The organism is Janthinobacterium psychrotolerans (assembly GCF_001677885.1).
GTDB lineage: Bacteria > Pseudomonadota > Gammaproteobacteria > Burkholderiales > Burkholderiaceae_D > Janthinobacterium > Janthinobacterium psychrotolerans.
Genome location: NZ_LOCQ01000035.1, coordinates 38,801 through 50,950, shown reverse-complemented (window position 1 = coordinate 50,950; position 12,150 = coordinate 38,801). Strand labels below are relative to the sequence as shown.

Sequence of the window (12,150 nt, the reverse complement as noted above, 5' to 3'; positions counted from 1 at the left end):
CCAGCCAGCGTTCCTTGTGGTGCAGGTGCGCCAGCGGCGTGCCGCTCAAGGCGTTGAAGGTTTTGCGGCAGGGCACGCAGCGATAGCGCTGCAGGCCATGGACCTGGCCATGCCGGTGGAAATGTGTTGATAGACATGCCGGACAATGCAGTTGCGCCTGCGCTGTCTGCTCGATCAGGGTGACGGCCGCAACCTGTGGCGCGCTGCTGCGCAACAGATCGCCGCTGGCAAGGCGCTGGCGGTGCGACAGTTGCGCAAATTGCCTGGCGAAGGCCTGCCACTGGGCTCTATCCATGATCGGCTCCTGGAAGGAAATACCTGATCAGTTAGACCTCAGTAACTGCGGCGCGTTCCCACCGTTTTCGCTGACATAGCCAATTTTTTCAATGAAAAGAATGGATGATTTTCTGGCGCGGAAATGGGAAAAGCCCTTCGGTTCAGAGAACCAAAGGGCTTTTCTTTTATTGGCGGAGCGGACGGGACTCGAACCCGCGACCCCCGACGTGACAGGCCGGTATTCTAACCAACTGAACTACCACTCCAAGCTCGTATGATCTGTGTTACTGATCCATGAAGCACTGGACAGTTTTCTGATTTGGTGGGTGCTGAGAGGCTCGAACTCCCGACCTACGCCTTGTAAGGGCGCCGCTCTACCAACTGAGCTAAGCACCCGATGCCTGCTTGTCTCAGAAAACCATCCCGACGTTTGTCACCACGTCTGGAAGAGGCGCTATTATAGGATGGCAAAAATCCTGTTGCAAGCGCTTTTTTCAAATTATTCCGTGATTCCCCACTGGGACAGCATCCATGCGGTATTGAAGGCGTTTTCCTTGATCGCGTCATAGCGGCCCGAGGCGCCGCCATGGCCGGCGCCCATGTTTGTTTTCAGCAACAGCGGATTGCTGTCCGTTTTATACGCGCGCAGCTTGGCCACATACTTGGCCGGTTCCCAGTACATCACCTGGCTGTCGTTCAGGCCGGTGGTCACCAGCATCGCCGGATAGGCCTTGCGGGCGATATTGTCGTATGGCGAATAGCTGAGCATGTAGTCGTAGGCCGCCTTCTGGTTCGGGTCGCCCCATTCCAGGTATTCGCCGGTGGTCAACGGCAGGCTGGCGTCCATCATGGTGTTCATCACGTCGACAAACGGCACCGCCGCGTGCACCGCGTGGAACAGTTCGGGGCGCATATTGACCACGGCGCCCATCAGCAGGCCGCCGGCGCTGCCGCCCTGGATGATCAGGCGCTGTGGGCTGGTCCATTTTTCGCGCACCAGGTAGTCGGCGCTGTCGATGAAGTCATTGAAGGTGTTTTTCTTCTTCATCAGCATGCCGTCTTCATGCCAGGCTTCGCCCATGTCGGTGCCGCCACGGATATGCGCCTGGGCATACACCACGCCCCGTTCCAGCAGGCTGATGCGGCTGATGGCAAAGCCCGCTTCCGTCGAGATGCCGTAGGAACCATACGAATACAGCAGCAACGGCGCCGAGCCGTCGCGCTTGACGCCTTTCTTGTAGACGATCCACAGCGGCACCTGCACGCCGTCGCGCGCTTTCACCCACAAACGCTCGGTGGCATAGCGGCTGGCGTCATAGCCGCCAACGATTTCCTGCTGTTTCAGTACCGTGCGCTGGCCGTCCTTCATGTTGACGTCTATCACCGTTGGCGGCGTGACCGGTGACTGGTACGACATGCGATAGTGGGTGGCATTGAATTCCGGCGTGCCGGCCGCGCCCGCCAGGTAGACCGGGTCGTCGAATTTCACGGTCTTCCACTGCTTGCTGTTGAAGTCATAAATACGGGCGCGGTTCAGGGCGCGCGCCTTTTCGATAACGACCAGGTAATCCTGGAACACGTCGAGCGACTTGATGACGGCGTCCTTGTCGTGCGGCACCAGGGGACGCCAGTTCTTCGGCTGCGGCGCGCTCAACGGCGCGCTGACGATGCGAAAGTTTTTCGCCTCCTTGTTAGTCAGGATATACAACTGGCCATCGCGGTGCTCGACGCTGTAGCGGTGGCCTTTTTCGCGTGGCAATACCAGCTTGAATTCGCCATCCGGCGTGGCGGTCGACAGCAACCGCACATCGCTGGTATCGGTGCTGCCGGCGCGCAGGGCAAAAAACCGCTTGTCCTGCGTGCGGTTGATGCTGATGGAAAATTGCTCGACCGCCTCGTGATACACCTGCTGCGGCGCGCCGCCCAGCTGCAAGCGGAACAATCGGTCCGAGCGCTTGGTGGTGGCGTCTTCCTGCACCAGCATCAGGGTGGCATTGTTGGCGGCCCAGGCCAGGGACGTCACGCGCGGCATGGTATCGCCCAGCAGCTTGCCGGTTTTCAGATCCTTGATGTGCAATTCGTACTGGCGAAAGCCGGTGGTGTCGGTGGTGTAGGCCAGCAACTGCTCGTTCGGGCTGACGGCAAACGCGCGTACGGAAAAGAAGGTGTGGCCTTCGGCCAGCTGGTTCTGGTCCAGCAGGATTTCTTCTGTTACTTGCGCGTCATAGGCGCCGTTGGCGCCGACCGGGCGGCGGCAATTGATCGGGTATTGCTTGCCCGCTTCGGTGCGCGTGTAATAGTAAAAATTGCCCATGCGTACAGGTACGGATAAATCGACTTCCTGCATCCGCCCCTTGATCTCGCCGAACAGCTTGTCGGCCAGCGGCTGTATCGGGGCCGTGACTGCGGCCGTGTAGGCATTTTCCGCATTCAGGTAGTCGATCACGGCGGGATCGGTCTTCTTTTGCAGCCAGCGGTAGTCGTCGGTGACGACGGTGCCGTGGCGTGTTTCTTGCCAGGCAGACTTGGCGGCGATGGGCGGGGAAGCAAGGGTGTCGGCCGCCGTCGCGAGTGGCGCCAGGGTGGACAGCAGCAGGGCCGGCAGGCTCATGGCCAGGCGGACGGTGTGTGAATAGCGGGATAGGCGAGACAAGGCAACTCCTTTGTAGTGTTGTGACAAGATTCTATTCTTGCTACTCAGAAATGCAACCGCTGATCTTGCCGGCCGGTTTCAACTTGCGAGAATTGCCGTTTCGGGTAATACTGTATGCATGACCAGTATCTTGCCGCCACCATTGCGTCACCACGCGGCGGCAAGCCCAACCGCCGCGAGGTGTCCTTGACCGCATCCGTTTCCTCATCGCCTGAATCGCTCGCACCGCGCCGCTGGATTGCGCACTTGGACATGGACGCCTTTTTTGCGTCGGTTGAACTGCTGAAATATCCGGAATTGCGCGGCGAAGCGGTCGTCATTGGCGGCGGGCGCCTGCAGCAGCCCGTGTTGCAGCCGGACGGCACGCGCCAGTTCGCCCGCATGCGCGACTACGTGGGGCGCGGCGTGGTCACCACCTCGACCTATGCGGCGCGCGCTTTTGGCGTGTTTTCGGCGATGGGCATCATGAAGGCGGCCAGGCTGGCGCCCGACAGCATCCTGCTGCCGGCCGACTTCGAAGCCTACCGCGAATATTCCACCCGCTTCAAGCAGGCGGTGGCGAATCTGGCGCCGGTGATCCAGAACGTCGGCATCGATGAAATCTATATCGACCTGAGCGAACACGGCGACGGCGCGCCCGCGTTTGCGGCCAGGCTGAAGGCGGCCGTGTTCGACGCCACCGGCCTGTCGTGCTCGATTGGCCTGGCGCCGAACAAATTGCTGGCGAAAATCTGTTCCGACCTGGAAAAGCCCGATGGCCTGACGATCTTGCACCCGGAAGATATCGCCACGCGCGTGTGGCCCTTGCCGGCAAAAAAAATCAACGGCATCGGCCCGAAAGCCACCGCCAAGCTGGCAGCGATGGGCATAGTGACCATCGGCGAGCTGGCGCAGGCCGACTTGGGCATGCTGCGCACCCAGTTTGGCGACCTGTATACGGGCTGGCTGCACCAGGCGGCGCTGGGCATCGACGACCGCCCGGTGCAGACCAGCCGCGAAACCAAGTCGGTCAGCCGCGAAACCACCTTCGAGCGCGACCTGCAGGTGGTGCGCGACCGCGCCGTGCTGTCGGAAAAACTGGAAAGCCTGTGCACGCGGGTGGCGGGCGACCTCGACAAGCACGCGCTGGCCGGGCGCACGGTGGGCATCAAATTGCGCTTCGAAGATTTCAGCACCGTCACGCGCGACATCACCTTGCCCAGCGCGACGGCGGACGCGGCGGCGATACTGCGCGCCACCCGCGACTGCCTGCGGCGGGTACCGTTCGAAAAGAAAATCCGCCTGCTGGGGGTGCGCATTTCCACCCTGTGCGACCCGTCCCAAAGTACAAGGCAGGCGCCGGCGCAGGCCGAGCTGTTCCCCGCCCTGTAGCTGTTTTACTCCCTATTTCAAGCATCGCGCCAGCGCGCGCTTTTGACGGCAGGAACGTGTCGAAAGTGTAGAATGGCGTCCTGTTAGCTCCAACGAAACAACCGGAAGACAAAAACTATGTGGTTCAAGAATCTTCAGATTTACCGCCTGCCCGCACCGTGGGCTTACACGCCAGAACAGCTGGAAGAGGCGCTGTCCTCGAACAAATTCACGCCGGCCACCAGCATGGACCTGATGCGCCAGGGCTGGGATACGCCACGCCCGAACGGCGGCCTGGTGCATGTGGTCAACAAGCAGATGCTGCTCCTGCTGGGCACGGAAAAGAAACTGCTGCCGGCCACCGTGATCAACCAGGTGGCCAAGGCCCGCGCGGCTGAAATGGAAGAAGCGCAAGGCTTTGCACCGGGCAAGAAAGCCATGAAGGAGCTCAAGGAGCGCGTGGCCGACGAACTGCTGCCGCGCGCCTTCAGCATCCGCAGCAATGTCTGGACCTGGATCGACCCGGTCAATGGCTGGCTGGTGGTCGATGCGGCCAGCCCGGCCAAGGCCGACGAAGTGATCAAGCTGCTGCTGAAAGCCGTCGACAAGCTGCCGCTGGAAAGCCTGCGCGTGCAGCGCTCGCCGGTGGCGGTGATGACGGAATGGCTGCAGGCCGACGACGCGCCGGCCGGCTTCACGGTCGACATGGACACGGAATTGCGCGCCACCGGCGAAAGCAAGGCCACCGTGCGCTATGTGCGCCACACGCTGGAAGCGGACGACGTGCGCCGCCATATCGCGGCCGGCAAGCAGTGCACGCGCCTGGCCATGACCTGGAACGACAAGATATCGTTCGTGCTGACCGAATCGCTGGCGATCAAGAGCATCAAGCCGCTCGACGTGATCAAGGAAACCGAATCGAGCACCAGGAACGACGAAGAACGTTTCGACGGCGACATGATGCTGATGACGGGCGAACTGTCCAAGCTGATGGCCGACGTGGTCGAAGCACTCGGTGGCGAAGCGACGGCGTAAGCTGCCTGCCTTGGCACGGGAAGAAGAGCCGCATGCGGCTCTTTTTTTACGTCCGCGTTTTATATGGGCATAAAAAAAAGCTATGTCACCGTCAAATGTGGGAACGTACCCAAGGTGGCCCTGAGCAAGCTTTCGGGGGACAATATTCGCCGCGCGTCGAGTATCCAGCGCCAGCCCAGGTAGTTCGGCAGGTAGCGCGTCGCCACGCCGTGAAAGGCGCGCAGCCAGCCACGCAGCCGGCTGTGATAGGCGTTGACATTCTGTACGTGCACCGTGCCGCGCACGCGGATGCCGGCCCGCAAGTTGACGGACGCATGCTGGATACCGATCTCCCTGGCAAACACGGGATAGGCCGGATGGCCATCGCTGACCAACAAAATGTCACGGTCGATCACCGGCGGCAGGCAGGCGTGCAGCTTGGCTTTGGTCAGCTGGCCCAGGCCGGTCACGAAATCGACGGTTTGGCCGGTGCGGTCGCGCGCCACCAGCACGCACACTTGCTCATTGGAGATGCCACGCTGGCTGGCGCGGCCACCGCGCTTGCGCGCCGGCCGCGTCATGTGTCTTGAACCTTTCTGCGATTCCAGCACATACATTTCGTCGACTTCAGTGATGCCGTGCAGGCAGCGTGGCCGGTCGGTCTTGGCCAGCGCGAGGAAACGATGGCGCCAGCGAAAGCTGGTGTTGCGATGGACATTTACTTGCGTGGCCGCCTTGCGCCCCGAAAAGGAGTTGAGCAGACAGTCGGCATAGGCCAGCCAGCGTTCCTTGTGGTGCAGATGCGCCAGCGGTGTGCCGCTCAAGGCGTTGAAGGTTTTGCTGCAGGGTACGCAGCGATAGCGCTGCAAGCCGTGGGCCTGGCCGTGGCGGTGGAAACGTGTCGCGCCGCAAGCAGGACAATGCAGCTGCGTCTGCGCTGTTTGTTCGATCAGCACAACCGCCGCCTCCTGTGGCGCGCTACTGCGCAACAAGCTGCTGCTGACAATGCGCTGGCGATGCGACAGTTGCGGGATTTGCCTGGCGAATGCCCGCCACTGGGTTGTGTCCATGATCGGCTCCTGGAAGGAAATACCTGATCAGTTAGACGGCAGCAACGGCAGAGTGTTCCCACCGTTTTCGGTGACAGAGCCTAAAAAAAACGCCTTGCACGGTGATGTGCAAGGCGTTTTGAGCAAGCTAATTCAATACGTCAAATTAGAACTTGTAGTTGCCGGTGATGTAGAACGAACGCATCATTGGATCGGCGTAGCGTGGATCGAAACCGATCTGGTGGCCCGACGACGCGCGCAGCGACAGTGGTGGTGCACGGTCGAACAGGTTTTTGATGCCGGCACGGATCGTCGTCGATTTGTTGACGGCGAAACGGCCTTGCCAGTCGATCGTCGTGTACGAAGGCACTTCCAGGCGGATGGCTTCGTTTTTGCCCGTACCGACGTTGCGCACCGTTGCTTCAGCATCGGTGTAGCCGTTGCGGTAGCTGGCGATCAGGGTGTTGGTCATGCGGCCGCTTTCGAAGCTGACATTCAACTTGATCAGGTTACGGAACGTCACTTTATCGGTGATGCCGTAGAAGTTCATGTTGTTGGTCCACTGATCAGCCGTACCTGGTACGGTGTAGTCGGCTTTCAACATGTGGGTGCCGCTCAGGTTGGCGGTCAGCTTGCCGAAGTCAAACTTGTGGTTCGCCGACATATCCCAGTCGATACCGCGGTTATGCGTCTTGCCGATGTTCATCGACAGCGACTTGAACGCATAGTAGGTGTTGCCGGTCGATGGCTCGGTGTACAGGCCAAACAGCGAGTTGTACAGGGCCGGGTTGCCAAACGCCTGGGCTTCGCTCACGGCCGACACGGCGTCGGTGATCTTCACGTCCCACAGGTCGGCGCCAACCGAGAAAGCCGCGCTCGGTTCGATACGGAAGCCGAGGGTGAACTGTTTCGATTTTTCCGATTTCAGGTTTTCATTACCGCCAGACAATTCGTTGTACTGGGTCGACGACGAACGGCAGTATTGCGTGCCTGGGAACGGGCAATCATAGGACTTGGCGGTAAAGCCGGCATTGACCAGTGGCTGGCCGATGTCGAGCATGTCAGGCGCCTTGAAGCCGGTGCCGTAGGAACCGCGGATCAGGACGGTCTGCACTGGCTGCCAGCGGGCCGACACTTTATAGGTGTTGGCGCTGTCGCTCTTGCCGACGGTCTTGTTGCTGATGCCGTTGTCGATCGACGATACATTGTCGTAGCGGGCGCCGGCAGTCACTTCCAGCGTCTTGGTCAGCGGTGCCAGCAACTCGACGAAGACGCCATAGGTGTCACGGCTCAGGTCGTAAGCTGGCTTGGCGTTGTAGTTGTAGAGGGTGCTGTCGTTGGCGTTGCCGTCTGGCGATTGCTCGTAGCGGTAGCTGCGGTAGTCGCCACCGACGCCGATGTTGGCCTTGCCGCCTGGCAGGTCGAACAACTCGCGCGAACCGTGGGTATCGAAGCCACGCATGGTGGTCGATGCGGTGCGAACCGAACCGTTGAATTGCGAGGCATCGATCTGCGATTGCAGGGCGGCCGATTGCGTACCGGCGAACGGGTTGAACAGCGGATTGGCGACAATGGCGCGGAATTCCGCGTTCTTGGCGTAGCCACCGGTGTAGCGCTCGTCGATCGCGTTTTGCGACCAGGTCAGGCCGCTTTCGAAGTTCCACGCGCCCAATTCACCTTCCACGCCCAGCACCAGGTGCTTGGTTTCGGTGATGCTGTTGCTGGCGCGCAGGCCCCAGTCGACCGAGCGGTAGTTGGCCGTGACCGACTTGATGTCGTTCTGTTGGGCCGTCGTCAGGTAAGGCTTGACGTAGGTGTTGTACAGCGCACTGTCCTTGGCGATCGAGATCGGTACCGGATTGGCGGCGATACGGGCGGTCAGGTCAAAACGCGACAAGGCCATTTCGGCAAACGCGTTCATGTTGTCGTTGAGCTTGTAGGTGCCCTTGACGAACAGGCTGTCGCGTTTCGATTGCGGCACGATTTCCACGGTCGAACCGGTATCGAAGCCGCAAGCGCGCGAGTTGGCCAGGGTGACGTAGTTGTCCGGTGCACAGTTGCCGTTTTGCAGCAAATAAGGGCTGAAAGCGGTCGACGGCGTATTGACGTTCTTGTAGGCGACAGTCGCGCCGGCAGGCGATGCCGAGGTGCTGGTGCGGTCCCAGATGTAGTTCTTGCCATTGCGCGAGAACGGCACGAAGGAGCTGCGGGCAAACGAACGGTCGGTGGCGCGCACTTTTTCCTGTTCGTCGTGGCGATACGAGAACAGCACGTTGTAGCGGTCTTCGTCCAGGTCCCCGAAACCGGCAGTGACGCTGGTATTCCAGGCGCTGCCGCCGCGGTCTTCAGGACCGCCGTAGGTTGCTTCCAGGGTTACGCCCTGGACATTTTTTTTCAGGATGAAGTTGATGACGCCGGCAATCGCGTCCGAACCGTACAGGGCCGAAGCACCGTCGGTCAGGATTTCTACGCGCTCGATGGCGCTCATCGGAATGGCGTTCAGATTGACGGAGGTACCCGAACCTTGTGGCGCAATGCGGCGGCCGTTCAGCAGGACCAAGGTGTAGGACTCGCCGATATCATGGATCGACGCGCTGGTGCGGCCGCCCGAGTCGGAACCGGCGGCGACGGCGCCAATGGTGAAACCTTGCATCGCTGGCAGCGCTTGCATCAGGTCGGCGACGGTGGTGGCGCCCGTCTTGGCGATCGCTTCTTGCGTCAGGCGCTGCACTGGCAGTGCGCCTTCGACGGCGATACGTTTGATACTCGAACCGGTGATCTCCACCTTCTGGATGGCTTCCTGTTCCTGCGCCATTGCCTGGCCGGTCAACAAGACACTACCTGCCAGTACGGTCAGGGCCAGGCGTACGCTGCGTACGCCAATTTTTTCTTTGAATGCCATTGTAACAATTACTCCGTAGTAGTTTTAATAACGACAAGCGGTGCACGAGCATCGTCACGGCCTGCGGGTAGCGGCCGCCAATGCTGTGCACAGCAGGGTATCCACATCGGGAGGACAGGAAAGAGCACCTGATGCAATATTGTTATAAATGCACTTTTTGCTTGTCGTGACAAACATTATGTCGTCTCAGCAATAAAAAATGGAACTCAACCATGTAGTATTTGGCAATAAATTGAAGATACTGAAGAAAATTTCATGAAGTGTTAAATGTTAAGATTTATATTCATAAAAATTAATGATATAAGAAATTATGAATGGCGTTTTTTTACAACAAAAAACTGATTCTATTGATAGTTACGCATTTCACCATCAATAATTTGATGGTCCATGGTTTATTGCAGAATTTTCAATAGTCGAAAAAAAGCCCGCTAAAAGCGGGCTGATCGCATTGCAGGACAATAATTTACAAAGGCTGGAACACGCCGGCGGCGCGGTTCTTCTGCACATTGTCCCAGGCGAAGATCTGCCCGTTCATCGCCACATACACGCCGGGCGGCAGGGCTTGCGCCACGCCGCAGGCAAAGCCCAGGTTGAACAGGGCGTCGGAGTTGGCGATTTCATACGGAATCATGGCGCCCGTCAGGATGATGGTCTGCTGCAATTGCGCCGCGCCCAGCACTTGCGCCGTTTCGCGCATGGTGTCGGTGCCGTGGATGATGACGATGGCTTTTTCATGCGCCGCGCGGCACGAGGCCAGCACGCGCTGGCGGTCGGCATCCTGCATGTCGAGCGAGTCGAGCAGGGGCAGCTGCTCCAGCGCCACCGGCGCCGTCATGCGCGCGCGCGCGATGGCGGCAGGCAGATGGCTGTCGGAAAAACCCAGGGTGCCGTTCAATTCGTTGTAATGCTTGTCGAAAGTGCCGCCGGTGGCGAGGATGCGCAAGGTCATGATGTGGTCACGATGTCAGTGGAGAATGACGCGCATGATATCTTGGATTGCCACGCTTGCGGGAATGATGGCGCCTGCTTGAGCGGGGCTTGTTGGCATCGCTGGAAAATTCGCCCATCTGTGAGTACACTGGATTCCTTGTTCCTGCTCCGGCCTGATGATTCCCCATGAAAGCGCTTGCTCCCGGCACCGTCATTTTTCACCGCCATCGCGGCTATGGCGTGATCACGTCCGTCAACTTGCTGACCGGCTGGATCGCCGCGCGCTTCGGCAGTGAATCGCGCACCCTGGACCTGAATCTGTCCACCGACGATGTCGAATTTGCCGATGGCGAAGCGATCCGCTTTCGCCGCGCGCCGCCCGACCGCATGCCGCATGCGCGGCTGATGGCCATGGTGCGCGAACTGCACCGCGCCGGCTATCAAAAGCTGTATCTGTATTCGTGGCCGAAACCGTCGGGCCTGCACTGGCGCTGGCATCTGTTTACGGGCCCGCGCGACTGGATGCAGCGGCCGTGGCGCGAAGGCTGGTATGGCTCGGGCGCCGACTACAACGTCAATCCGGTGATGGGCTGGGGCGATACGCCGGGCGCCACCACGAGCGAACTGGTCGACGCGCTGGCGCGCTTCGATCCGCAAGGGCTGGCCCAGGCGCTGGGCCGCGACGAAGACCACGCGGCCTGGTTCGCGCAGGTCTGCGACGCCTTGTTGCCCAGCTATATGTACAGCCTGGACATGCCGCGCGAACCTGGCGCGCCGCTGCCCGAGATGCCGCCGGTGCCGGTGATTGCCGTGCGCGCCGGCTTGCCCGCGTATGCCGGCCCGGTGATCGCCTGGCCACCGGGCTGGACCGGCCTGTGGTCGCGCCCGCACGTGCTGCCGGCCCCTGCCATGACCATTACCGGCGAACCGGATCTGGTCAAGGGTTTCCAGCGTTCCTGAAGGCAAGCTGGCGTGCATGCGCCAGCACCTCGGGGTTCAGCAGGCGCGTGCATTGCCCCTGGGCGTAGTCGGCGATATTTTGCAGCGCGTAGCTGAAATACAGTTCATAGCCGTCACGCTCGACGTAGCCCAGGTGCGGCGTGGCCAGCACATTGGGCATCCGCAACAGCGCTGAGGTGGGCGGCAGGGGCTCATCGGTAAACACGTCGAGCGCGGCCGCGCCGGGATGTCCTTGCGGCAGGGCCGCTTCCAGTGCACCGTCAGCCACCAGTTCGGCGCGGCTGGTATTGACGAACAGCGAAGTCGGTTTCATGCGCGCCAGGTCCTGCGCCGTGACCAGGCCACGGGTCTTGTCGGACAGGCGCAGATGCAGGCTGAGCACATCGGCCTGCGCAAAAAAATCCTCGCGTGATGCCGCCGCCGTGTCGCCGGCCGCCACCGCCGCCGTACGGCTCGCCTCGCTGCCCCATACCAGCACCCGCATGCCGAACGCGCGCCCATAGCCGGCCACCAGCTGGCCGATCTTGCCATAACCCCAGATGCCGAGGGTGCGGCCCTTGAGCGCCGTACCGAGGGTGTTGTGCGCCGGTTCCAGCGAAGCCATTTGCCACAGGCCTTCCTTCAGGTGCTGCCCGTAGGGCACGATCTTGCGCTGCGCCGCCATGATCAGGGCCCACGTCAGTTCGGCCGGCGCCGTCGGCGAACCGACCCCTTCGGCAATCGCGATGCCCAGTTCGGTGGCGGCCGCCACGTCGACATGGCCGCTGACCTTGCCCGTCTGCGACAGCAGCTTCAGATTGGGCAGCTTGGCCAGCAGCGCCCGGTTGAAACTGCTGCGCTCGCGTATCAATACCAGGGCGTCAAACGGCGCCAGCCGGATCGCCAGCTGGCCCAGGCCGCGCGTGGTGTTGGAAAATACCTTCACGTCGTGGCCTGCGGTTAATTTGAAACAATCCAGGCCGCGCACGGCATCCTGATAATCATCGAGTATGGCAATTTTCATGGCAGTTGACCGA

Annotated in this window: 9 protein-coding genes and 2 tRNA genes; 3 read left to right on the top strand and 8 right to left on the bottom strand. The window is 60.7% G+C overall.

Annotation, left to right across the window (positions count from 1 at the left end):
* From ASR47_RS02160 to ASR47_RS02145, 4 genes are all read right to left on the bottom strand, one after another.
* On the bottom strand, positions 1–295 hold a 295-nt coding region (locus tag ASR47_RS02160; RefSeq protein WP_150127643.1), incomplete at its 3' end, for an IS1/IS1595 family N-terminal zinc-binding domain-containing protein.
* A 170-nt stretch (positions 296–465) separates the two neighbouring features.
* Positions 466–542, bottom strand: a tRNA-Asp gene (locus ASR47_RS02155).
* Between the two features lie 54 nt (positions 543–596).
* A tRNA-Val gene (locus tag ASR47_RS02150) sits at positions 597–672 on the bottom strand.
* Between the two features lie 103 nt (positions 673–775).
* Positions 776–2,929, bottom strand: coding sequence for a S9 family peptidase (locus tag ASR47_RS02145; RefSeq protein WP_245714235.1), 2,154 nt, complete (start codon positions 2,927–2,929; stop codon positions 776–778).
* 186 nt (positions 2,930–3,115) lie between these two features.
* Here ASR47_RS02145 and dinB point away from each other — a divergent pair, with 186 nt between their 5' ends.
* On the top strand, positions 3,116–4,300 hold the full coding sequence (gene dinB, locus ASR47_RS02140) for a DNA polymerase IV (RefSeq protein ID WP_483790116.1): 1,185 nt from the start codon (positions 3,116–3,118) through the stop codon (positions 4,298–4,300).
* A 117-nt stretch (positions 4,301–4,417) separates the two neighbouring features.
* Entirely contained in the window at positions 4,418–5,314 is an 897-nt protein-coding gene (locus ASR47_RS02135) for a recombination-associated protein RdgC (RefSeq protein WP_065306117.1), read from the top strand.
* 80 nt (positions 5,315–5,394) lie between these two features.
* Here the strand turns inward: ASR47_RS02135 and ASR47_RS02130 are convergent, their stop codons facing one another.
* From ASR47_RS02130 to ASR47_RS02120, 3 genes are all read right to left on the bottom strand, one after another.
* Positions 5,395–6,363 (bottom strand): IS1595 family transposase, encoded by a 969-nt coding sequence (locus ASR47_RS02130; RefSeq protein ID WP_065306116.1) that lies wholly within the window; start codon positions 6,361–6,363, stop codon positions 5,395–5,397.
* Positions 6,364–6,508: 145 nt separating this feature from the next.
* The gene (locus tag ASR47_RS02125) at positions 6,509–9,244 is read right to left on the bottom strand and encodes a TonB-dependent receptor (RefSeq protein ID WP_065306115.1); all 2,736 of its coding nucleotides are present in this window, start codon (positions 9,242–9,244) and stop codon (positions 6,509–6,511) included.
* A gap of 463 nt (positions 9,245–9,707) precedes the next feature.
* Positions 9,708–10,193: an asparaginase domain-containing protein gene (locus ASR47_RS02120; RefSeq protein WP_065306114.1), complete on the bottom strand. Its 486-nt coding sequence runs from the start codon at positions 10,191–10,193 to the stop codon at positions 9,708–9,710.
* Positions 10,194–10,360: 167 nt separating this feature from the next.
* Between ASR47_RS02120 and ASR47_RS02115 the strand changes: the two genes are divergently transcribed.
* A complete protein-coding gene (locus tag ASR47_RS02115; RefSeq protein WP_065306113.1) occupies positions 10,361–11,134 on the top strand; it encodes an L-asparaginase in 774 nt (257 codons plus the stop codon).
* Here the strand turns inward: ASR47_RS02115 and ASR47_RS02110 are convergent.
* On the bottom strand, positions 11,112–12,137 hold the full coding sequence (locus ASR47_RS02110) for a D-2-hydroxyacid dehydrogenase family protein (RefSeq protein ID WP_065306112.1): 1,026 nt from the start codon (positions 12,135–12,137) through the stop codon (positions 11,112–11,114). The two genes, ASR47_RS02115 and ASR47_RS02110, sit on opposite strands and share 23 nt — an antisense overlap.
* Positions 12,138–12,150: the final 13 nt, after the last annotated feature.

Excerpts from the sequence above, each read along its gene's own strand:
- ASR47_RS02135 (WP_065306117.1), top strand. The coding sequence starts at position 4,418 with ATGTGGTTCAAGAATCTTCAGATTTACCGCCTGCCCGCACCGTGGGCT.
- ASR47_RS02130 (WP_065306116.1), bottom strand. The coding sequence starts at position 6,363 with ATGGACACAACCCAGTGGCGGGCATTCGCCAGGCAAATCCCGCAACTG.
- ASR47_RS02125 (WP_065306115.1), bottom strand. The coding sequence starts at position 9,244 with ATGGCATTCAAAGAAAAAATTGGCGTACGCAGCGTACGCCTGGCCCTG.
- ASR47_RS02120 (WP_065306114.1), bottom strand. The coding sequence starts at position 10,193 with ATGACCTTGCGCATCCTCGCCACCGGCGGCACTTTCGACAAGCATTAC.
- ASR47_RS02115 (WP_065306113.1), top strand. The coding sequence starts at position 10,361 with ATGAAAGCGCTTGCTCCCGGCACCGTCATTTTTCACCGCCATCGCGGC.
- ASR47_RS02110 (WP_065306112.1), bottom strand. The coding sequence starts at position 12,137 with ATGAAAATTGCCATACTCGATGATTATCAGGATGCCGTGCGCGGCCTG.